The following is a 20,316-nucleotide window of genomic DNA, read 5'->3' as shown; positions in this document are numbered from 1 at the left end:
CGAGAGCCACCCACGTTTGTGGGTGGCTTTTTGCGTTGGGGCGTCGGTTGACAGCGGGCGGTGCCCGCTCGCAGAGTGGGCCGGCGCGCAACGCGCAACTTCTCTGAGGTGACGATGCTTCGCCCCCCCCCGCACATCAAGTCCATCGCAATGCTGGTGCTGGTACTGCTCTTGAGCGCCTGCCAGAGCACGCCGACGGCAAAGCCGGGGGCTAACGCCTGGGCTACAGCCGGCGGGATGCCGGCCGGAGCGGTGGCGCGCGCGTCGATGCCCGAGGGCGGTCCGGCGGGCTGGGAGGAGAGCGGGGGCGGCGGGGCGTCTGCGAATTCGGGCATATTTACAACGGCGTACCGGCTCTACTCGCGGCATCTCACCGCGGTCGATGGGCCGCGCTGCGAACATCGCCCCACCTGCTCGCGTTATGCCTATGAGGCCGTGCAGCATCACGGTTTTCTGCTGGGCTCCTGGCTGGCTGTCGATCGTCTGATGCGCTCGAACAGCTCCAGCGTCTTGCGGCGCCTGCCGATCGAGAAGATCGAGGAGGGCTCCGTCTACTACCGCGATCCGGTCGACGATAATGACTTCTTCCTCTAGCCGAGATTCGAGCTCCTCGGGGACGTATCGCCGCCACGCGTTGGGGTTGGCGCTGATGTGGGTGCTGGCCGCCGGGGTGGGTGTGGGGTGCGCCGAGTCGGAGCAGGCGGAGAGTCCGCCGCCGCTTCGGCCGCTCGTTTACACGGAGCATCCGGACCTGACGCCCGAGGGGGCCGCGGTGCGTGAGGGCCGCTTGCTGCGCCAACTTCGTCAGGGTGCCGAGCTCAGCGGCGGGTGGGGGCGGCTGGAGAATCAGAGCGATCGCGAGATGCCCCTGATCTCGGAGGGCGAGACGCTGGGTGAGGCGATCTTCGAGGCGCTGACCACCCGCGATGAGGCGCTCTGGGATCACCTCTACGTCGCCCCGGAGAGCTACGCGCAGCTGGTCAACGTCAGCGAGGAGAAGGCCCACGAGTTTGTCGATGTGCAGATGGGCGGGGCGTTGCAGACCTGGGAGATCTTTACGCCGACGCGCAGCTCCGAGGGGGCTGGCGGGGGCCTGGGCGAACTTCTGGAACTTCAGGGGCTGGAGCTCGGGGAGGGCCGCACCATCAACGGACCGGTTGCAAAGGCAGATGAGCGGGTCGTGCAGCACTGGGGCAATGTGCTGCGCCTGCGCTATGCGGAGGCCGATGTGGTCTTTGAGCTGCGCATCTCGCGCATCTTCCGCGTGCCCTCCCCGCAGGATCCCACCCGCGAGGTGCTCGTGCTGGCGTCGCCGGTGGAGGCCGACCGCCGCCTGCGCACGCTGGTGGCGCTGGGGCTGCACTTAAAGCCGGAGCTCTTGCGAAGCCGCGAATACCCCTTCCCCTTAAAAGAGGGGAACTTCTGGCGTTTTCGGCGCTACAACAAGGCGCTGGGTGAGGATGAGGAGGTCGATCCGCTCGACATCGCCATGGGCGGGCAGGCCGCCGCCGGCACCCCGCGCAGCCCTGAGGTGGTCATGGAGGTGCTCGGCGTGGAGCAGTACGGCACCTGGCGCCTGGTGCATGTGATGCGCTCGTATGAAGACGCCGACTTTACGCGCGCCCACGAGCGCTGGGTGCTCACCCCGCGGCGAGTCTATGTGTGCGACAAGCGCTGTCAGGCGCGTATCGACGATCTGAGCTACCTGCTGGAGTATTTTGAGTATCAGGTGCCGATCTTCAGCTTTCCGCTGGAGCCGGGCCAGAGCTGGGGACGCGCGGGCCTGGCGGCCGATGAGGAGGGGGGAACCTTCGTGGTCGACGGCAGCTGGCATAGCGTAGAAACCCCGGCCGGCGGTTTTGTGGGCACCTACGCGATTGAGGGGACCGGGCCGCTGACGCAGTCGAGCCCCTACTTCAAACTGCCCGGCCAGCGGCGCTACTTTGCGCCGGGGCGAGGGGTGGTGCGCCGGGAGCTGCGCGAGCCGGATGCGCGGGGCAACCTCATTGATGTGGTCGAAGATCTGGTCGAATACCGCATCATGCCCTGAGCCGGGCTCAGAGTGCGGAATCCTCGAGAAGTTGGCGCAGGGCGCGCTCGATCGCGAAGACGTGCGGGTCGTGGGCGCCCTCGGCGCGCAGGGCTTCGGCCAGGCGCAACACGTACTCGGTGTTGGGGCCGCTGGGGCCGTGGCTGCGCAGCACGTGGTCTGCGATCGCCTCCACCGGCGCCTCGCCCAGGTAGTGGGGGTTGTCGACGCCGGCCAGGTAGACGAGCGCCTCATCGATCAGTGGGGCGTTTTGGTCGGGAGCAAAGACCGGCAGAAGATGGCGCTCATAGCCGCCCTGCTCGCGCACATCGAGTTGTTGGAGGATGCGGGCGCTCTCGGAGGCGCCGAGTTTAAAGGCGACGCCGAAGGTGGTTGCGCCCGGGTCGGGAAGAAGGGTGACGACGCGCCCCGGGGCGTTGGGAACACCTCGGTGGTCGGGGGAGCCCTGGTAGAAGACGCGGCGAAACCCACGAATCAAGCCGGGCTGGCGAGCCTCAAAGGCAAAGCCCGGGCGCCAGATCAGCGAGCCGTAACCAAAGATCCACATCGTAGGTATACCGCGGCAGAAGGAGTGGGAGGCCGACATCCTCGAGCAGGGCATCGGCCGAGACACTCTGACTCTTAAGGCGCAGCGGGCCGATGTCCAGCGCCGAGGTCAGGCGCGGGGCGCAGCTCATCGAGCAGGCGCTGGCCGTGGTCGTTGAGGAAGGCGGCGAGCTCGGCGTACCAGTCGCCGAAGGAATCGAGTTGAAGGTGTTTGAGGGCGCGGTTCTCCAGCACCGAGTAGGTCGGGCGCCTGGCCGCGGCCCCCCAACTCTGGGAGTCGACCGGGCGGAGGCGCGGGCGAAGATCGAGGTGGTCGAAGAGGGCGCGGGCAAAATCGAACCAGGAGCACTGGCCCTGGGCGGTGGCGTGGAAGATGCCGAAATCATCGCGCGTGGACAGGGCGATGGCGACCTCTGCCAGGGTGCGGGCGGGCGTGGGCGTGACGATCTGATCGTTGACGATGGCCACCGGCTCTGAGCCCTGGCCCACGCGCAACATCGCACGCACGAAGTTGGGGTGGGAGGGGCCGTAGAGCCCGCAGCTGCGCAGCACGAAAGTTCTGGGGTTATGCTGCAGCGCCAGGCGTTCTCCGAGAAGTTTGCTGCGCCCGTAAACCGAGAGTGGATTGGGCGCGGCGTCTTCTAAGATGGGGCGGCTGTGTCCCTCGCCAAAAACGTAGTCGGTGGAGAAGTGCACCAGGGTGATCTGGCGCTCGGCGCAGGCGTGGGCTAAAAATCCCACACCGAGCGCGTTGGTGCGAAAGGCCGCCTGGGGCTCCTGCTCCGCCCGGTCGACCTGGGTGAACGCCCCGGCGTTGAAGATGCGCGTGACCCCGGGGTAGCGCGCTAAGGTAGCTTCGATGCTCTGCGGATCGTCGAGGTTGCAGCTCTCCAGATTGACACCCACGGCCGCCTCGCCACGGGCTTTGAGCGCGGCCATAAGTTCGCTCCCCAGCTGCCCGGCGCTGGCAATGACGATGGTCGAGACCATAATCTCCCCCCTCCTCAAGATGATGGTGACTTCGCCCCTCGCAGACTCGAAGAGCATACGATGAACCTAAGCACCGACCGGCCCACCTCCCAGCCAACCCGCTCAGCCGGCGGCAAAGCAGACGCCGCGGAGAGGTCTTCATGATCATCATCAAACGCGCCTTCGCGATGTTCCTGTTGCCCCTGGGCATGGTCGCCGCGATCCTTCTGGTGGGCGTTGTGATCGGGTGGCGCTGGCCGCACAGCCGCGTCGGTCCGCTGCTGGTCCTTGCGGCGACCGCCGGCCTGCTCTTTGGCAGCTGCTCGCCAGGCGCAAACCTTATGCTGCGCCCGCTGGAGGAGCGCTACCCTCCCTTGCTCGAGGTCGACGCCGGGGCCATGCGTGAAGTTGACTACGTGATGGTCCTGGGCGCGGGTTTTGTCGACGACGATCGCTACCCGCTCGTCGCCCAGATCCACGAAGAGGGCGTGATGCGCCTGGTCGAAGGCATCCGCATCCTGCGAAAGCTCCCGCACGCCAGGCTCGTGGTCAGTGGCGGAACGCGCAAAGACGGGCGCACCAACGCCGAGGCCACCCGCCAACTCGCCATCGATCTGGGCGTGGCGCCCGAGCGCATCGTGATGGCCGATCGCGCCCTCGATACCGCGCAGGAGGCCCGGGCCTTTGAGGCGATGGCCGGCCCCGGCGCAAGCCTTGTTCTTGTGACCAGCGCCTCGCATATGCCCCGGGCGATGCAGCTCTTTGAGCGTCGCGGGCTCAAACCCACCCCCGCCCCCTGCGCCCACCGCGTCATTGAGGGGCAGGGCGGTGGTCTCTGGCCCAACGCCACCCACCTGCGAAAAACCGAACGCGCCTTCTACGAGTGGGCCGGCCGCCTCTTTGTGACGCTGGGCGGAAGTTGAGCTCGCTTGATCTGCTGGTGATGAGGGGGGAGGTGTTTACGATTTTATCAAGGCGTTCTCTCTGGTCTGTGCGACCGGTGGGGCGCGCTGCCTGAATCCGAAGGCAGGGGGCACGTTCAGACGCCGTTGGGCGCCGGTCTGCAGCTCTGCTCATAATGGTCGGGCCGCCGGCGAGCATCTTCGCCACATGTTGTTCAGGGGGGGCCTGGGCTTTTGCCAAGGGAGGACGTCGCATGAAGGTGCTCATCACCGGTGCCGGCGCGCTGCTCGGACAGGGGATCATCCGCGCACTTCGCGCCACCACGCTCGACGCCACGATCATCGCCGTCGACCCCAGTCCGCTGGCTGCGGGCCTCTACTGGGCGCATCGCGCCCATCTGGTTCCGCTGGCCGCTGATCCGGAGTTTTTGCCTCAGTTCGAGGAGATCCTCGCCAGCGAGTGCCCCGACGTGGTTCTGGTCGGCACCGATGTGGAGCTGCGCCTGCTCGCCGCCCATCGCGCCCGCCTCGAAGAGACCTACCACACTCGCCTGCTCATCAGCCCCGAGCAGGTCGTGGCGATCGCCGAAGATAAATGGCGAACCTACGAGTTTCTGCGCGACCGTGGTCTGGGCTGCCCGATCTCCGCCCTCCCGGCCGACGCCCGCCAGCTTATCGACGCGGTGGGCTTTCCGTTGATCGTCAAACCCCGGGTGGGCTGCCGCTCGGTCGGCGTGCACATGGTTCATGATGAGGCCGAGCTCGACCGTGCGCTGCAGTTGGAACCCGACGCCATCCTCCAGGAGTGCGTCGCGACTCCTTTTGACGAATACACCGCCGGAGCGCTCGTTTTTGAGGGACGCTGTGAGGCCTCGATCGTAATGCGTCGGCTGCTGCGCGATGGCAACACCTACCAGGCGTTTGTGGCGCCTTATCCCGAGCTCAACGCCCAGGTGCGCGAGATCGCCGAGGCGCTGGGGGCCTTTGGACCGGTCAACGTGCAGTTCCGACTGGATGGCGAGCGCGTCAAAGTCTTCGAGATCAACGCGCGCTTCTCTGGCACCACGCCCCTTCGGGCCTGCGCGGGGTTTAACGAGGTGGAGATCGCGCTGCGTCACCTCCTCTATGGCGAGCCGGTGGTGCAACCCCCGGTGCAGTCGATGACCATTTTGCGCCACTGGGCCGAGACGATCGTGACCGACGATGTGGCCCAGGCGACCCACTCCCTGGTTTCACCCAACATCGCCGGGATGCGCGCGGCGCTGGGGATCCTCTGGTGAGGCTGGCACCTCCCGCATCCCGACAGGGTGCGGGAGCATAACCTCAAAAAACCACCATCGCCGCGGCCCGTTAAGGCTGTGGCGATGGTGGTTTTGTTTGTTAAGTTGTTGGTTTTGTTGTGCTTTATGCGCCTTTGCGCGCGGTGGTGAAGTCGTTGCCGGAGGCCTCTTCGTCGGTGGCTTCGTCGCCCATAAACTCGGGCATCGTCGCATGCCCGCTCTGGCTGATGCCTTCGCGCGCGAAGACCTTACCCACCGTGCCCACCAGGATTTTCAGGTCGAGGGCAAGCGAGCGGTGGTCGACGTACCAGACGTCCAGGGCAAACTTCTGATCCCAGCTCAGGGCGTTGCGCCCGTTGATCTGAGCCCAGCCCGTGACACCGGGACGCACCTCATGACGGCGCGCCTGTTCGGCGCTGTAGCGGGGCAGATAACGCATCAAAAGCGGACGCGGCCCCACAAGGCTCATCTCGCCACGCAGCACGTTGATAAGCGTCGGGAGCTCATCGAGGCTGGTGGAGCGCAAGAATTGCCCCACCGGGGTAATTCGGCTCGCCTCACTGCCGATATCATCCTGGCCGGGGGCCGAGAGGCGCATGGTGCGAAACTTGATCAGCTTAAAGGGCACGCCATGCAGTCCGGGGCGCTGCTGCCGATAAAAGATCGGGCGGCCCATCGTGGCGTACACCGCCGCCGCGCTCGCGGCGAGCACCGGGGCGGTGGCCACAAGGCCGGCGCCGGCGGCGACAACATCCATGGTGCGTTTGAGGTGGTCGTACAGGGGCATCTGCGCTCCTCAGTAAAAGGTTGGGCAGCAGGAGGGTAGTCGATCCTGCGCGGCGGGCAAGAGCCAGCAACGCTGGCTGCCCGGCGCAGGTTGGTCGAGACGGCATGGTGGCGATTCGGGGCGGCGGGCAGAAAGACTCGTAGCACAGCGCTGCGATCAGCGCTCGCCAGCGCGCACCACCTGCTGATCGTCGAGGTCCTGCAGGATGTGGGAGCCGTTGCCCACGATCACGTCGGCGCCCACGCGCACGCCCAGAAAGATTGTGGCACCCATGCCCACCACAGACCGGGGCCCCACCTGGACGCCCCCGGCCAGGAGCGCGCCGGGGGTGAGGTGGGCGTGGTCGTCGATGACGCAATCATGGCTGACGACCACGTTGGAGTTGATGATCGTGTTATCCCCCAGGCGCACACACGAGCTGACCACGGCGCCGGCGAAGATCTGGTTGCCCTGGCCCATCTGCGCCGAAGACTCCACCGCGGCGCGAGGGTGAATGAGGTTGGGCATCAAGAAGCCCTCGCGTTTAAGGCGCGAGAAGAGCTCGGCGCGCAGCGCGTTGTGGGTGACCGCGCCCACGCCGAGCGCGGCCAGGCGCACGCCGCGCTCGCGCAGCCCGGCGAACATCGAGGCGTCGCCCAGCACCGGCACTCCCAGCAGCTCGGCGGGGCGGTCGGGCGCGTCGTCGATGATGCCGATGATGCGCAGATCGCGGCGTCCTTCTCGGACCATATCGATGACCACGCGGGCATGACCGCCGGCGCCATAGATCACGATGGCGTCACCGCCGCCGCCTACCTCCATGTCGGCGCGGGCCTGGCTGGCCTGATCGCGGGGCGCGCGCAGCGCGCCCTGGCCCTGGCCCAGATGCGCCAGAATATCGCGCTCGGTGAGGATGCCTTCGTGCGGAATGGTGCGAAGATCAACCTCATACTCACTGGCCAGCGCTGCGGCGCGGCGCGTGGCGCGCGGAAGATCACCCTCGGCCTGCGCGCCGGCTGCGGTCTGAGCCGAGGAGAGATGCACCGGCTCCTCGGCCGTCGCTGTCAGCGCGCACAGGGGCTGACCGACCTTTGCGCGCTGGCCCTCACGCACTCCCAGCGCGCGCACAAACCCCTCGCAGGGGGCCTCCACATCGGCGGTGGCTTTGGTGGACTCCAGGGTGCAGAGCACCTGACCGCGCTCCACCTCCTGTCCTTCTTCCACAGGAACCTCAACAACCTCCACTTCATCTTCGTTGGCGTTGAGCATCGGGATGTTGACCCATTCCATGATTATCCTCAGTGCAAAACATCAGGGGGTGAGCGGTGGTGTTCAAGATGTTCAAAAGGCACCGACGCGATGCGGCGCATTAGCCGGTCGCGCTGCGTGAGGAGCTCGCCGGCGCCACGCGCCGCATCGCGTTGAGAAGATCGTCGACGTCGGGCAGCGTCGCCGCCTCCAGCGCCGGGCTGTTGGCGATAGGGACGTTGAGGGCAGAGACGCGTTGTGGCTGGGCGCGCAGCGCTGCCCAGGCTGCAGCCGGAAGCGCGCTGATCACCTCCGCGCCGAACCCACCGGCGCCTGGCGACTCTTCGGCCACCACAAGATGCCCGCTGCGCGCGACCGATTGGGCGATGGCATCCATCTCCAGAGGTTGAATGGAGGTGGGCAGGATCACCTCGCAGTAGCGCTCATCCTCAATAAGAAGGCGCTCGGCGGCCTCAACCGCAAGCTCAGCCATCCCGCCGTAGGCCACCAGCGTGACATCGGCCATCTCAAAGCCCCCAAAGCTCAGGCTGACGGTGGGGTAGGGGCCCGCGCTGACGCGCGCGGCCATCGACTCGCAGCGCCCCTGATCGATGAGGCGCTGGCGTCGCGCGTACATCTTTTTATTTTCGACAAAGAGCACCGGTCGCCGATCGTAGAGGGTGGCCGTCTCCAGCAGCCGCCCGCTGTCCACAAAGGGGTTGGTGGCCACAATGGCAAGGCCCGGTGCGCCCAGAAAGTGCTTCTCCAGGGTCTGGCTGTGGGTGGGGCCGTAGCCGCGCCGCCCCCCCATCGGCAGGCGCACCACCAGAGGCACATCGACCTTCTCGTTGTACATCCACGAGTACTTGGCCCCGTGGTTGATCAGCTGATCGGCGGCCAGCAGCACAAAGTCGCCAAACATAATCTCGACCACCGGCAGCAAGCCCCCCATCGCCATGCCGATGGCCACCCCCACAAAGCCCGCCTCCGAGATCGGTGTCGTCCACACCCGATCTTCAAACGCGGTGGAGAGCCCCCGGCTCACCTTGAAGGCCCCGCCATAAGGGTCGAGAAGATCTTCGCCGATGAGGTGCACACGCTCATCGGCCTGCATCATGCGATGCAACGCCTGATTAAGAGACTCCAACACAGTCTGACTCATCACCGGCTCCCGGTTCGGGTGAAAGGTTCGGCCTGGTGGCCTCGGCGCGCGCTGCGGCTCAGGTATGTGGTCCGGGCATCCCGCGCAGGAGGGGATCGTCGAGCTGCTCAATCGAAGGCTGCGCCTGGGCTTCTGCGGCCTCAAAGGCCTTCAGAAGCCGCGCCTCCACCGCCTCTTCGATGGCCCGGGCGCGCTGCCCGCTGACGCGCTGGCGCTGCTTCGGAAGGGGATCATCGGCGCGCCGCGCCTCGACCTCTTCGGCGGGCCGCTGATCATCGCTGCGGGAGTGGTGGCAGAGGCGGTAGGTGTGGATCACCTCGAGCCGGGGGCGCACGCTCTGGCGAACGTCCTCGATGATGCCCCCAAAGTGGTCGTAGATGTCTTCGGCGTCGGTTGATTCGATCTCACCGGCTTCCAGCCCGAAAGCCCGCGCCCGCTCCAGCATCGAGCCGGCCACCTCCCGGTAGCTGGGCGTGGACTGCGCCCAGGCGTTATCTTCCAGAACGATCAGCAGTGGCGCGCCCCACAGGCTCGCCATGTTCAGGCACTCGTAGAGCACGCCCTGGCCCAGGGTGCCGTCGCCGATAAAGACCACCGCCACCGCATCTTCGCCGCGCACCTTTTTGGCCAGCGAGAGCCCCAGCGCTCCGGGCACAATGCCCCCCTGAATGCCGTTGGTATAAAAGCCCCCGTCGCAGATGTGCTGGCTTCCGCCGCGCCCGCCCACAAGCCCTCCTGAGCGCCCCATCAGTTCGGCGGCCAGCGCCTCGGGCTTATCGCCCCAGACCAGGTAATGACCGTGGCAGCGGTGATTGCTAAAGACCACATCGCCGGCGCGCAGATGGTTGATCACCCCCACCGCGTCGGCCTCCTGGCCGATGTACGCGTGGGTGGTGCCCACCAGCAGGCCGCGATCAAAACGCTCCAGAAGCTGCTCTTCAAAGCGGCGGATCAGGCGCATCTGAGCGTAGAGCTTCTCGCTGAGCGCGCCCTCCATCTGCGCAAATCGCGCTCCGGGATCGATGCGCTCCTCGTTCTGTTCGGGTTGCTCCTTACGCTCTGCTGCGACCATCCTTTCCCCCTTCTGGTAGTCGAGAGCGAGCGCCTGCGCTCGCCATCCAATCCCCGGCCTGGCCGGGGCCCCGTTATGACTCAGTTTGCGGCGATCAGGCGCATAGAACCTGCCTCAACCACCTCTCTTCAAACCTTTGCTCGGCCTGCTCGCCAGCGATGTGTGCTGCTGCTGGCCGCTTCCCCCCGCCCTCTGCTACGCTTCTCAAAGCAGCGCTCCCCGGGCACCTCCACAGCACCGTGCACAGGCCTGCACCGCCGCGCCTCCTTCCCACCTCCATCCCGCTCCTCTGGCGCCCATGACGCTCGCCATCTTCATCCACGACAGCATCTTCTACCCCCGCAACGACCAGATGTGGGCCCCCGGTGCCCCCGACCGCCGCACCTGGGAGCCCTACCTCACGGTCTTCGACCGCCTCACCGTTGCCGGTCGCCTGCGCCCCACCTCCCCGCCTGCGGGCGCCTCGCGCGCCGACCGCCCCGGGGTGAACTTCGTCGCGCTCCCCGATCTGGCCAGCCCCGCCCGCTGGCTCACTCGCATGCCCGAGGCCGCTCGCCAGATCGACGCGCTCATCGCCCCGGCCGACCTGGTCATCGCCCGCACCAGCGTGCTGGGAAACCTGGCGGCCTTCTGCGCGCTGCGCGCTCAAAAGAACCTCGTCTTCGAAGTCGTCGGTTGCCCCCTGGGCGCCTACTGGCATCACGGCTCGATCTTCGGAAAAATCTACGCACCGCTGGCCGCCCTTCAAACCCGCGCGCTGGCCGCCCGCGCCCCTTTTGTGCACTACGTCACTCGTCGCTACCTCCAGGGCCGCTACCCTGCCCGGGGCCAGATCCTGGCGCTGAGCGACGCCCGCATCGATCTCCCTGACGAGTCGGTGCTGCGCGAGCGCCTGGCCCGCATCGACGCCGGGATCTCACACCCGGCGCGCGTGGGCATGATCGCCGCCTTCGACCTCCACTACAAAGGCCTCGACGTGCTGCTCAAGGCCATAAGCCTGCTGCCTGCTCACCTGCGTCCCACGCTCCATATCGCCGGCAGTGGCGAGCCCGGGCCCTGGCTTGCGCGCGCCCGCCAGATGGGGCTGGACGGGGTGTTGCACTTCGAGGGGGTGCTGCCGCGTGAGGAGGTTGTCGACTGGCTCGATACCCTCGATCTCTACGTGCAGCCCAGCCGCGAAGACGCGCTGCCCCGATCCGTCGTCGAGGCCCTCTCCCGCGCGGTGCCCACCCTGGGAAGCAGCGCCGGTGGCCTGCCCGAGCTCCTGCCCGAAGACGCCCTGCACACCCCCGGCGACGCTCAAAAACTCGCCGGCGACCTGCGCCGCTACCTCACCCAACCTGCCCTCTTAAAGGCCGCGGCAACCCGGGGCGTTGAGACCGCCGGAGAGGTCGCCGACCCCGCCAGAGCCGCAGAACATCACGACTTTCTGCGTCAGGCGGCGAGTCTCGCGTAAGGTTGCTCCACGCGCTCAACCGTGCGTCCCGGGTTGACTCTGAGCCACCCCGAACTTCATCGCCAGCGCCTCATCGAGCTCCGGGTAAAAGAACGCAAAGCCCGCATCGAGCAGCCGACGCGGCACGACCCGCTGGCTGGCCAGGGCGGTCTCGCGGGCAGCATCGGCCCCAAGGATCGTTTTGACCGCCGCGCCCGGCACCGGCGTCACCCGCACCCCACCGAGCACCCGCGCCATCGTCGCCATCACCTCGGCGTTGGTCTGGGCCCGCGGCGCCACCAGGTTGACCGGCCCCTTAAGCGCCTGCCCTTTTTCGTCGGCCATCAAAAAGAGGATCGCGCCGAGCACATCGTCCAGGTCGATCCAGCTCATAAACTGCGCGCCGCTGCCGATGCGCGTGGCGCCCCCGAACTTCTGCGCGCGCCGAAGCTCGGCGAACGCGCCGGCGCGAGGGTCGAGCACCTGGCCGATGCGCAGATGGACCGTGCGCACCCCCGCGTTTTGCGCGACCTCGGTGGCCGCCTCCCACCCCCGGCAAACTTCGGCCAGAAAGCCGCTTCCAGCGTCGGCGTTCTCATCGAGCGCCTCTTCGCCGCGATCGCCGTAATAGCCAATGGCGCTCGCGCTCAAAAAGATCTTCGGAGGATCCGTGAGATCGGCGATGGCCCGGGAAAGTGCAGTGGTGCCCTTGACCCGACTCTTCGCAATGCGCCGCCGTTTAACCTCCGACCAACGCCCTCCCAGCACCGGCTCCCCGGCCAGGTGCACCACCGCGTCGAGCCCTTCGAGCTTGCTCTGCTCCACCTCACCGGTGTCCACCGACCAGGCGATCTCATCGGGGGCCACCGCACGCCGGCGCACAATCTTAAAGACCTCATGGCCGCCGGTGCTCAAGAAGGCCACCAGCGCTCGCCCGATCGTGCCGGAGCTGCCGCTCACCGCCACGCGCAGCGGCTTTTTCGAGAGCGCCTGATGCCGTCGAAGATCATCGCCGGTGCGCCGGTGGCGAAACGCAAACATCGCCTCCACCAGCTCTTCGGCAAAACCTCCGCCGAAAAAACGCCCCAACGCCCCCATCGGCAGCGCGTAGTCAACCTCATCGATCAGCAGGCTCTGCTGCGGCCCCAGATCTTCAAAACGATGGGTGTGCGTCCAGCGTTTAAAGGGGCCGCGCACCTGCTCGTCCACAAACTGATGCCCCTCGATATGGTCGCGGTGGTGGGCCTCCCAGACCACGCCCACCGGCCCCTGTTGGATGCGCATCACAAGGCGCGCGCCGTCGGCGATGCCCCCGCTCTGCTCCAGCACCTCGATGGACTCCCAGGGGGGCACCAGGCGCTCAAAAGCCCCGGGCCGGGCGTGCCAGTCGTAGAGCTCCAGCGAGCTGACCGGGTAGCCGGTGCGGCGAGTGAACTCAGGCATCTTCGACCTCGGCGGCCCAGCGCTCGATGTAGCCATCGACCTTCATTTTGCGACGCGTGCTGTCGGAGGTCATGTAGCGGATCTTGCCAAAGATCTCGCGCTCCGGCCCCCAGGCCCGGTCGTAACGCCCCAGCACCCAGAAGATACCGCTGTATGAGTTCGGATCTCGCCCGTCGATCGCATAGCGGTTGTTGAGCTCGATCATGATCGCCAGTGCTTCTTCCGGGGAGCGGCTCCAGTGGAGGATCTTTTTGCCCCAGAGCATGCGCAGGTAGTTGTGCATCACCCCGCGGTGCACGAGCTCCATCTGCGCGGCGTTCCACAACGCGTCGTGGGTGTGGCCGGCGGCAAACTCTTCGAGCGAATACACATGCTCGCGCACATCGTCGCGATGCTCCGCCAGGGTCTGCTGCGCCCAGTCCGGAAGGCTCTCAAAGCGGTCGTAGCCCTCGGGATTAAAGTGACAGAAGTTGAAGCCGACCTCGCGCCAGCTCAAAAGCTCATCGAGAAAACTCTCCGCGCCTGGGCTCATGCCCCAGAAGCCGGCGCGTTTACTGGCGTGTTTGGGCTGCGTGTCAGAAGGGCTCCACCCCTCGCGCTCGGCCACCGCCCGGAAGACCTCGTGGGCGCTGATATGACCAAAGTGCAGGTAGGGCGAAAGTCCGCTGGCCGCGCCGTCTTCGACGTCGTTGCGATCGTCAGCGTAGCGGTCGAGCCGCCAGCCTAAAAAGGTGTTGAGACGCGCCTGTGCTTTTTTCCAGCCCCCCCGAAGTTGCTCGGAGGGGGCGATGGAATGATCGATAGGGAGCGCGGCCAGCGCCTCGCGCTCGGCGCGCAGCAAGGCCTCCTCAGCCCGGGGCCAGCGGGACTCCACCTCGTCGCCGAGCGTTTCGATCGTCGGCAGCGCTACCCCTTCAAAAGGCGATGCGCGAGGGAAGTCGTCGACCCAGGCGTTGAGGTTTTTGTGCAGAAAACGACGAAAGTCGTACGCCCGCGAAAAGATCTTGTCGGGCAGGCGCATCGGCACCACCCCGTTGGAGTCGACGAGCTCCAGGCGCACCGCGATCTTCTCGGCGGCGGCCTGATGCATCTTCGGCAGGAAGAAGGCCGGATAATCATCGCTGATGACCACCGCCGCGCGCCCGGCCAGCGCCTCAATCAGTCCTTTGCCCGGCGCGTCCTCGCGTTCCACAAAGGGGTAATAGAGCAGGGGCGCATCCTCAAAGGCCTCGGTCTGGGCGGCCATGCCCTCAAGTACAAAGGCGTGAAAACGGTCGTTGGCCCAGCGGTAGCCGTGGCGCAGCGCTTCGAGCACCACCAGGGGTTTGTTGAGCTCGGCGGCCAGGGCCACGGCCCGATCCAGGGCAAAGTTCCAGTGGGGGCGGCGGTTGGCCACCATCCAGTAGAGCACAAACTCCCCCTGCTCGCGCACCGGGGCGTCGTTGATCGCGCGGATGCGGATCGCGGGCGCGCCGCCGGCAGGTGCTCCGTCAGGGTGGGGTGAGGACGGCGTCGACATGGTCACCTCAGATAGCGATCGAAGTTGCAGATATTCAGGCAAAATCCCCGCATCGCGGGGAGCTCGCGCCAAGTGTCGCCACCTGCACAAAAAAGCAAGTCGCCCTCGCAAAGAGAATTTGGCTCTGGCCATCGCTGCAGGTGTGCGCAGGTTCTGCCCCACACTGGAAGCCGGCGAGGGATGCCGCATCGCCGCAGCCCTCGCGGCCAAAGACGACTTTTCTCAAAGGGAGCAAGCTATGAGCGATCATGTCTACAAGGTCATTACGCTGGTCGGATCTTCGCCAGATGGCATCGAAGCCGCCGTGGACAACGCCCTGAAAAAGGCCGGGGAATCGGTGCGCAACATGCGCTGGTTTGAAGTCAAAGAGACCCGTGGCCACATCACCGATGGCTCGGTGGCCCATTATCAGGTCAAGGTCGAGGTGGGCTTCACGCTCGACGAGTCGCCCTGATCTTCGGTAGATCGTGGGCGGCGCATTGGCGCGCGATCACGACGTCTGAAGGCGGAGGGAGCGATGTCTGAGAAGTACAGCAATCGTCATAAAAAACGTGTGGTGCAGGAGGGCGTGCGCGCCCTCAAAAATAAGCCCGGCTGGGACGTTGAGAGCTTTGTGCCCGCCAGCGCGCGCGCTCAGGAGCGGCTGATGGAGCTCGATCAGCAGTCGCGCGATGAGAAGGTCTACGACCAGGCGCAGCGCTGCGAGGCCTGCGAGACGTTGCGCGAGCGCAGCGGCGACGCCACCGCCCTCTGCGAGACCCATCTGGCCGAGGCCATGGGCTTTTAAGGCGCCACAGCGGCGGCTGACCAACGCATGAGATCACGCTAAGGGGGACGAGTGTCGGGGGCAGGGGCGGTCGATGATGCGTCACGAGGTCAGCTCAGCACTACGGCGCGCGCGGGGCTCTTTGCCCTGGTCGCCGTGCTCTGCGCGCTGCCTCAGGTCTTGACCTGGCTGGGCATTAAAGTGGCTGCCAATCGGGTCGATGAGGTGTTGGCCGACCTCACGGACCTCGATGCCCTGCGCGCTCAGGCGGCATCCCTGCGACTTCATGAGCTGATGCTGGAGGTCAGCGTCTACACCGCGCTGGAGTGGACGGTGGTCTGCCTGAGCCTGGCCACCGCCGCGCTGGCCGGGGCGCGCGCGCGTTTTCAGCCCGACGCTGTCGCCGCCATGATCACCGCCGTGGCGCTCTGGGCGAGTTTCATTACGGGTTGGCATCTGCTGGCGTTTTACGGGCTCTCCAATCGGGTGGTCAGCCCGCCGGAGTTTCTGTTTTATAACTGGGCGATCTCCCAGACCTTCACCGCCGCGATCTTTGTGGTGGCGAGCTTCTGGGCGATCTTCGTGGAGCGCAAGGGGATCCGCACCTCACCGCCGCTGCGGCGCACGTTGCTCTTCGCCATGGGGGTGATGCTGGCCGCGATGGCCTACCTCTCTGTCAGCCTCACCGCCGCGGCGACCACGCTGCCGCTGGATCTTTCGCCGGGGCGGCTGCTCTCGCGACCGATGGATCTTCCCGCGCTCCTGCTCTTCGCGCTCTTGCTGCTGGTGATCTTTCCCTGGGTCGATCGGGTCTACCGCAGCGTCTTCTCCTTTGCGCTCTGGCTCAGCGCGCTGCCTTTTGTCGCCAGCCAGCTCTACGCAGCGCTGGCCTCCGAGGCGCTCTACGATCCGGGGTTTCTGGCCTCCCAGCTCACCCGTACTGGCGGGTTTGCGATCATCTTCCTGGGGCTGGTCTTGCACTACAATCAGCTCTGCGCCGAGGAGATTGTGCTGCGCTGCCAGGTCAGCGATCGGGAGATGCGCACGCGGATGCTCATCAGAAACGCGACCGAGGCGATCATCGTCTTTGACGCAGACACGCATATCAAACAGTGGAATCCGCGCGCCGAAGAGCTCTTCGGCATCACCCGCGACGACGCGCTGGGGCGCCCTTTACTGGAGTGCGTCACCATCGACGCCGACCCGATCGATCTTCCCGGTTTTTTGCGACGGCTCATTGAGGATCCTCAAGGCGACGCCTCCAGCCGAATCTATCAGGCGCGGGCGAGGGGCCCGCAGCGCACAGAATGGATCCCGATCGAGTACACCATTGTGGGCGCTCCGACCCGACCCGAGCCTGTCTTCTCGGCGTTGATCCGCGACGTCTCCGAGATCAACGCGATGCAGCAGCGCATCGCGCAGGTCGATCGTCTGGCCGCAGTCGGGACCCTGGCCGCCGGGGTGGCGCATGAGATCAACAACCCGCTGGCCTATATCTCCAGCAATATTGTTTTTGCGTTGGAAGCGCTCAATGAACTTCCCGAGCTCCTCGCCATGTCACAGGCGGAGCGCGCCAACGGCACCGGCGACCGCATCGCTGAACTGTTGAAGGAGCTGCAGCACTCGTTGGAGGCGGCGCAATCAGGCAGCGAGCGCGTCGCCCACATCGTGCGCGATATGCTCTCGATCTCCCATCGCTCGGAGCGCACCGAAGCCGAGGCCATCGATCCGCTGGAAGCCATCGAAGCCGCATTGCGGCTGACCCGGGCGCAGCTCAACCATCGCATCACCCTGAGCACCGACTTCAAGCCCACCCCTTCTGTGGCTGCGGACCCGGCGCGCCTGACCCAGATCGTGGTCAACCTGCTGGTCAACGCGGTGCACGCCGTGGAGGATCTTTCCGAGGAGCGACGCGCCATCACGCTGCGTCTCTTCTCTCGCAAGCATCAGGTCATCCTTGAAGTGGAGGACCGGGGCCATGGCGTGCCCGAGGAGCTTCACGAGCGCATCTTCGACCCCTTCTTCACCACCAAGGCTGTGGGGCAGGGCACCGGCCTGGGGCTCTCCCTTTCACGCTCGATCGCCCATGAGCTCAAAGGCCAGCTGCGCCTGTGCCCCTCGGAGCGCGGGGCGCGTTTTCAGCTCAGCCTGCCAGCTCATACCGGCGACGAGCGTCGCGACGCGCCCCCGGCAACGCGTCGCTAAGAGGCGCGTAGCGTCTCATGCTCAGGAGCCCTGGGTGCCCAGCTCAATGAGCTCGACCTTATAGCCGTCAGGATCTTCCACAAACGCGATCACGGTCGTGCCGTGCTTCATCGGCCCGGGCTCACGCACCACCTTACCGCCGGCGGCCTTGATGGCGTCGCAGGTCGCGTAAATATCATCGACGCCCAGCGCGATATGCCCGTAGGCGTCGCCCAGATCGTAGCTGTCGCGGTCCCAGTTGTAGGTCAGCTCCAGCGCCGGGTGCGTCGACTCGGGGCCGTAGCCCAGAAAGGCCAGGGTGAACTTGCCCCCCGGATAGTCTTTCTGGCGCAAGAGCTCCATCCCCAGAACTTCGGTGTAGAACTGGATCGAGCGCTCCAGGTTTCCGACGCGCAGCATCGTGTGCAGAATTCGCATACATGTCTCCCTTTATGGGCATGAAAGGTAGGATATCTGGCTCCACCGTCCCCGCACTTTCGGGGGGTGAAGCGCCGCGAAACCTAAGCCCGAAGGCCAGCTTCGACAAGCGCCAACACAGGCCCAGACCCACCCCGGGGTCACGCGCCGAGGTTGCGCCAGAGGGGGCTCATCCGTTAGGCTGCGGCGCAGACGCGCCGCTTTTTAAGCTGTTTTGTTGATTCAATTTTCCCCAAGGAACACCCTTTATGGACGCACCTAACATCGCGATCTTCGCCGACTTTGAGAACGTCGTCATCGGCGCCAAAGACGCGAAGTACGACGACTTCGACATCCACCTCGTGCTCCAGCGCCTGCTCGATAAGGGCAACATCGTTGTCAAAAAAGCCTACGCCGACTGGGACCGCTACAAGTCCTCCAAAAAGCCGATGCACGAGTCGGCCTTTGAGCTCATTGAGATCCCGCACGTGAGCTACTCGGGCAAAAACTCCGCCGACATCCGCATGGTCGTCGACGCCCTGGACCTCTGCTACACCAAGTCCCACGTCGACCTTTTCGTGATCATCAGCGGCGACTCCGACTTTTCGCCGCTGGTCAGTAAGTTGCGGGAAAATAACAAGAAAGTGATCGGCATGGGGGTCAAGAACTCCTCCTCCGATCTGCTCATCGAGAACTGCGATGAGTACATCTTCTACGACGATCTGGTGCGCGATAAGCGCAAGTCCAAGAAGGCTGATAAGAACAAAGGGCGCGACCGCAGCAGCGCGAAATCGCGCAGCACGAGCAGCTCCTCGAGCAGCAGCTCCAACGGTGCCAGCGCCCCCGCCGAGAGCGCGCCCAAGGCCGCGCCGGCCGCTCAGCACACCAAGGCCGATGAGGTCGGCTCCAAAGAAGAAGCGCTGGACCTGGTGCTCGACACCACCGAGTCGCTCTTCCGCGAGCGCGATGAGAACGTCTGGGGCTCGATGGTCAAGCAGACCATCAAGCGCAAAAAGCCCCACTTCTCCGAGACTTTCTACGGCTACCGCAACTTCAGCGATCTGCTGGAAGACGCCGAAAAACGCGGCCTTCTGGAGCTGAAGAAAGATGAGAAGTCCGGCGGCTACATCATCCTGGGCTTCGGGCCTCAGGCCTGATTTTTTGCGCGAGCCACGACCATGCAAGCCTACCTCGACCTGATGGCCCACGTGCTGGAACACGGCACGGTGCGCGACGATCGCACCGGCACCGGCACCCGTGGCATCTTTGGCCACCAGATGCGCTTTGATCTCTCGGAGGGCTTCCCGGCGGTGACCACCAAGAAGCTGCACTTTCGCTCGATCATTCATGAGCTTCTGTGGTTTCTTCGCGGCGACTCCAACATCGCGTATCTTAAAGAGAATAAGGTGCGCATCTGGGATGAATGGGCCGACGACGAGGGCAACCTCGGGCCGGTCTACGGGGTGCAGTGGCGCTCCTGGCCCACCCCCGACGGGGGGCATATCGACCAGATCGCGCGTGTGATCGAGCAGCTGCGCACAAACCCCCACTCTCGCCGCCACATCGTGAGCGCGTGGAACGTGGCCGATGTCGAGTCGATGGCGCTTCCCCCCTGCCACACCCTTTTTCAGTTTTACGTGAGTGAGGGGCGGCTGAGCTGCCAGCTCTACCAGCGCAGCGCCGATATCTTTTTAGGCCTGCCCTTTAACATCGCGTCGTATGCGCTTTTGACCTCGATGGTGGCGCAGGTCGTGGGGCTCAAACCCGGCGACTTTGTGCACACCCTGGGCGATGCGCACCTCTACCTCAACCACATCGAGCAGGCGCAGCTGCAGCTGAGCCGGGAGCCGATGGCGCTGCCCACCCTCTGGCTCAACCCGGAGATCAAAGAGATCGACCAGTTCACCTTCGAGGACATCCGCATCGAGGGGTACGCGTCGCACCCGAAGATCAGCGCCCCGATCGCGGTCTGATGATGGAGATTGTGCTCATCGCTGCGCTGGACGAGGGGATGACCATCGGCGGCCAGAACGATCTTCTGTGGCGGCTGCCCGACGACTTTGCGCATTTCAAAAAACGCACGCTGGGCCGCCCGGTGATCATGGGTCGAAAGACCTTTGAATCACTGGGAGGTCCGCTTAAAAAGCGCCCCAACCTGGTGCTCACACATAACGAAGATTATGAAGCCGAGGGTGCCGAGATCTTCCATGATCTCGATGAGGCGCTGCGCTCGGCCCGCGTCGATCATCAGGCCGAAGAGGCGATGATCGGCGGCGGCGCCACGCTCTATGAGGCCACGCTTCCCATCGCGGATCGTCTGATCCTCACGGTGGTGCACGGCCGCCACCAGGGCGACACGTTTTTCCCCGATTTTCAGAGCGAGGAGTGGGTGGTGGACGCGGTGGAGCATCACCCGAAAGACGCGCGCCACGCGCTGAGCTTTACGATCGTGGAGCTTGTGCCCGCGGCCGATGCGCCCGCGCGGCGCGCGGTGCGCAGAGTGAAAGCGCCGGGAGCAGAGCTCCCGGCGATCTTGCAAAACCTCAACCCTTAAAGC

General features: G+C 65.5%; 20 protein-coding genes. 11 read left to right on the top strand and 9 right to left on the bottom strand.

Going from position 1 to position 20,316, the window contains the following annotated elements; translation table 11 throughout:
- Positions 1-114: 114 nt before the first annotated feature.
- Positions 115-594, top strand: coding sequence for a membrane protein insertion efficiency factor YidD (yidD, locus tag FRC98_RS12490; protein ID WP_230467553.1), 480 nt, complete (start codon positions 115-117; stop codon positions 592-594).
- Complete coding sequence (locus tag FRC98_RS12485; protein ID WP_146981775.1) at positions 578-2,050, top strand: hypothetical protein; 1,473 nt, start codon at positions 578-580, stop codon at positions 2,048-2,050. Before yidD ends, FRC98_RS12485 begins: the two co-directional genes overlap by 17 nt.
- A gap of 7 nt (positions 2,051-2,057) precedes the next feature.
- On the opposite strand, the gene FRC98_RS12480 is transcribed toward FRC98_RS12485, so the two are convergent.
- Together FRC98_RS12480 and rfbD are read right to left on the bottom strand one after the other, a co-directional pair.
- On the bottom strand, positions 2,058-2,597 hold the full coding sequence (locus tag FRC98_RS12480) for a gamma-glutamylcyclotransferase (RefSeq protein ID WP_146981774.1): 540 nt from the start codon (positions 2,595-2,597) through the stop codon (positions 2,058-2,060).
- Between the two features lie 74 nt (positions 2,598-2,671).
- Positions 2,672-3,586, bottom strand: a complete 915-nt coding sequence (rfbD, locus tag FRC98_RS12475; RefSeq protein ID WP_230467552.1) for a dTDP-4-dehydrorhamnose reductase — start codon at positions 3,584-3,586, stop codon at positions 2,672-2,674.
- Between the two features lie 140 nt (positions 3,587-3,726).
- Between rfbD and FRC98_RS12470 the strand changes: the two genes are divergently transcribed.
- Both FRC98_RS12470 and FRC98_RS12465 read left to right on the top strand, forming a co-directional pair.
- Positions 3,727-4,488: an ElyC/SanA/YdcF family protein gene (locus tag FRC98_RS12470; protein WP_146981772.1), complete on the top strand. Its 762-nt coding sequence runs from the start codon at positions 3,727-3,729 to the stop codon at positions 4,486-4,488.
- 233 nt (positions 4,489-4,721) lie between these two features.
- Positions 4,722-5,747, top strand: a complete 1,026-nt coding sequence (locus tag FRC98_RS12465; protein WP_146981771.1) for an ATP-grasp domain-containing protein — start codon at positions 4,722-4,724, stop codon at positions 5,745-5,747.
- 124 nt (positions 5,748-5,871) lie between these two features.
- On the opposite strand, the gene FRC98_RS12460 is transcribed toward FRC98_RS12465, so the two are convergent.
- The 4 genes from FRC98_RS12460 to FRC98_RS12445 form a co-directional block, all read right to left on the bottom strand.
- On the bottom strand, positions 5,872-6,534 hold the full coding sequence (locus FRC98_RS12460; RefSeq protein ID WP_146981770.1) for a sugar transferase: 663 nt from the start codon (positions 6,532-6,534) through the stop codon (positions 5,872-5,874).
- 156 nt (positions 6,535-6,690) lie between these two features.
- Positions 6,691-7,803 (bottom strand): NeuD/PglB/VioB family sugar acetyltransferase, encoded by a 1,113-nt coding sequence (locus FRC98_RS12455; RefSeq protein WP_146981769.1) that lies wholly within the window; start codon positions 7,801-7,803, stop codon positions 6,691-6,693.
- A gap of 79 nt (positions 7,804-7,882) precedes the next feature.
- Positions 7,883-8,923, bottom strand: coding sequence for an alpha-ketoacid dehydrogenase subunit beta (locus tag FRC98_RS12450; protein ID WP_146981768.1), 1,041 nt, complete (start codon positions 8,921-8,923; stop codon positions 7,883-7,885).
- A gap of 58 nt (positions 8,924-8,981) precedes the next feature.
- Positions 8,982-9,995, bottom strand: a complete 1,014-nt coding sequence (locus FRC98_RS12445; protein WP_146981767.1) for a thiamine pyrophosphate-dependent dehydrogenase E1 component subunit alpha — start codon at positions 9,993-9,995, stop codon at positions 8,982-8,984.
- Between the two features lie 298 nt (positions 9,996-10,293).
- On the opposite strand from FRC98_RS12445, the gene FRC98_RS12440 reads away from it, so the two are divergent.
- The gene (locus FRC98_RS12440; RefSeq protein WP_146981766.1) at positions 10,294-11,451 is read left to right on the top strand and encodes a glycosyltransferase family 4 protein; all 1,158 of its coding nucleotides are present in this window, start codon (positions 10,294-10,296) and stop codon (positions 11,449-11,451) included.
- Positions 11,452-11,466: 15 nt separating this feature from the next.
- On the opposite strand, the gene FRC98_RS12435 is transcribed toward FRC98_RS12440, so the two are convergent.
- Together FRC98_RS12435 and FRC98_RS12430 are read right to left on the bottom strand one after the other, a co-directional pair.
- Positions 11,467-12,873: a TIGR01777 family oxidoreductase gene (locus tag FRC98_RS12435; RefSeq protein ID WP_146981765.1), complete on the bottom strand. Its 1,407-nt coding sequence runs from the start codon at positions 12,871-12,873 to the stop codon at positions 11,467-11,469.
- The gene (locus FRC98_RS12430; RefSeq protein WP_230467551.1) at positions 12,866-14,392 is read right to left on the bottom strand and encodes a cryptochrome/DNA photolyase family protein; all 1,527 of its coding nucleotides are present in this window, start codon (positions 14,390-14,392) and stop codon (positions 12,866-12,868) included. Before FRC98_RS12430 ends, FRC98_RS12435 begins: the two co-directional genes overlap by 8 nt.
- 238 nt (positions 14,393-14,630) lie before the next feature.
- Here FRC98_RS12430 and FRC98_RS12425 point away from each other — a divergent pair, with 238 nt between their 5' ends.
- From FRC98_RS12425 to FRC98_RS12415, 3 genes are all read left to right on the top strand, one after another.
- Positions 14,631-14,846, top strand: coding sequence for a dodecin (locus FRC98_RS12425; RefSeq protein WP_146981764.1), 216 nt, complete (start codon positions 14,631-14,633; stop codon positions 14,844-14,846).
- Positions 14,847-14,909: 63 nt separating this feature from the next.
- A complete protein-coding gene (locus tag FRC98_RS12420; protein WP_146981763.1) occupies positions 14,910-15,179 on the top strand; it encodes a hypothetical protein in 270 nt (89 codons plus the stop codon).
- 51 nt (positions 15,180-15,230) lie between these two features.
- Positions 15,231-17,363 carry a two-component system sensor histidine kinase NtrB gene (locus tag FRC98_RS12415; RefSeq protein ID WP_146981762.1) on the top strand — a complete coding sequence of 711 codons (2,133 nt, stop codon included), beginning with the start codon at positions 15,231-15,233 and terminating at the stop codon, positions 17,361-17,363.
- 21 nt (positions 17,364-17,384) lie between these two features.
- Here the strand turns inward: FRC98_RS12415 and gloA are convergent, their stop codons facing one another.
- Positions 17,385-17,780, bottom strand: coding sequence for a lactoylglutathione lyase (gloA, locus tag FRC98_RS12410; RefSeq protein WP_146981761.1), 396 nt, complete (start codon positions 17,778-17,780; stop codon positions 17,385-17,387).
- Between the two features lie 248 nt (positions 17,781-18,028).
- Between gloA and FRC98_RS12405 the strand changes: the two genes are divergently transcribed.
- The 3 genes from FRC98_RS12405 to FRC98_RS12395 are packed head-to-tail and all read left to right on the top strand — an operon-like array spanning position 18,029 to position 20,313.
- A complete protein-coding gene (locus FRC98_RS12405) occupies positions 18,029-18,916 on the top strand; it encodes an NYN domain-containing protein (protein WP_146981760.1) in 888 nt (295 codons plus the stop codon).
- 21 nt (positions 18,917-18,937) lie between these two features.
- Positions 18,938-19,732 (top strand): thymidylate synthase, encoded by a 795-nt coding sequence (locus FRC98_RS12400; protein WP_146981759.1) that lies wholly within the window; start codon positions 18,938-18,940, stop codon positions 19,730-19,732.
- A complete protein-coding gene (locus FRC98_RS12395; protein ID WP_146981758.1) occupies positions 19,732-20,313 on the top strand; it encodes a dihydrofolate reductase in 582 nt (193 codons plus the stop codon). Before FRC98_RS12400 ends, FRC98_RS12395 begins: the two co-directional genes overlap by 1 nt.
- Positions 20,314-20,316 lie beyond the last annotated feature (3 nt).

The organism is Lujinxingia vulgaris (assembly GCF_007997015.1).
In the GTDB taxonomy this organism is placed as follows: Bacteria; Myxococcota_A; Bradymonadia; order Bradymonadales; family Bradymonadaceae; genus Lujinxingia; species Lujinxingia vulgaris.
The sequence above is the reverse complement of the archived record's forward strand: the minus strand, read 5'-3'. Positions and strand labels throughout refer to the sequence as shown.

Coding starts and splice junctions, on each gene's coding strand:
- yidD (WP_230467553.1), top strand. CDS start 115: ATGCTTCGCCCCCCCCCGCACATCAAGTCCATCGCAATGCTGGTGCTG.
- FRC98_RS12485 (WP_146981775.1), top strand. CDS start 578: ATGACTTCTTCCTCTAGCCGAGATTCGAGCTCCTCGGGGACGTATCGC.
- FRC98_RS12480 (WP_146981774.1), bottom strand. CDS start 2,597: ATGTGGATCTTTGGTTACGGCTCGCTGATCTGGCGCCCGGGCTTTGCC.
- rfbD (WP_230467552.1), bottom strand. CDS start 3,586: ATGGTCTCGACCATCGTCATTGCCAGCGCCGGGCAGCTGGGGAGCGAA.
- FRC98_RS12470 (WP_146981772.1), top strand. CDS start 3,727: ATGATCATCATCAAACGCGCCTTCGCGATGTTCCTGTTGCCCCTGGGC.
- FRC98_RS12465 (WP_146981771.1), top strand. CDS start 4,722: ATGAAGGTGCTCATCACCGGTGCCGGCGCGCTGCTCGGACAGGGGATC.
- FRC98_RS12460 (WP_146981770.1), bottom strand. CDS start 6,534: ATGCCCCTGTACGACCACCTCAAACGCACCATGGATGTTGTCGCCGCC.
- FRC98_RS12455 (WP_146981769.1), bottom strand. CDS start 7,803: ATGGAATGGGTCAACATCCCGATGCTCAACGCCAACGAAGATGAAGTG.
- FRC98_RS12450 (WP_146981768.1), bottom strand. CDS start 8,923: ATGAGTCAGACTGTGTTGGAGTCTCTTAATCAGGCGTTGCATCGCATG.
- FRC98_RS12445 (WP_146981767.1), bottom strand. CDS start 9,995: ATGGTCGCAGCAGAGCGTAAGGAGCAACCCGAACAGAACGAGGAGCGC.
- FRC98_RS12440 (WP_146981766.1), top strand. CDS start 10,294: ATGACGCTCGCCATCTTCATCCACGACAGCATCTTCTACCCCCGCAAC.
- FRC98_RS12435 (WP_146981765.1), bottom strand. CDS start 12,873: ATGCCTGAGTTCACTCGCCGCACCGGCTACCCGGTCAGCTCGCTGGAG.
- FRC98_RS12430 (WP_230467551.1), bottom strand. CDS start 14,392: ATGTCGACGCCGTCCTCACCCCACCCTGACGGAGCACCTGCCGGCGGC.
- FRC98_RS12425 (WP_146981764.1), top strand. CDS start 14,631: ATGAGCGATCATGTCTACAAGGTCATTACGCTGGTCGGATCTTCGCCA.
- FRC98_RS12420 (WP_146981763.1), top strand. CDS start 14,910: ATGTCTGAGAAGTACAGCAATCGTCATAAAAAACGTGTGGTGCAGGAG.
- gloA (WP_146981761.1), bottom strand. CDS start 17,780: ATGCGAATTCTGCACACGATGCTGCGCGTCGGAAACCTGGAGCGCTCG.
- FRC98_RS12405 (WP_146981760.1), top strand. CDS start 18,029: ATGGACGCACCTAACATCGCGATCTTCGCCGACTTTGAGAACGTCGTC.
- FRC98_RS12400 (WP_146981759.1), top strand. CDS start 18,938: ATGCAAGCCTACCTCGACCTGATGGCCCACGTGCTGGAACACGGCACG.
- FRC98_RS12395 (WP_146981758.1), top strand. CDS start 19,732: ATGATGGAGATTGTGCTCATCGCTGCGCTGGACGAGGGGATGACCATC.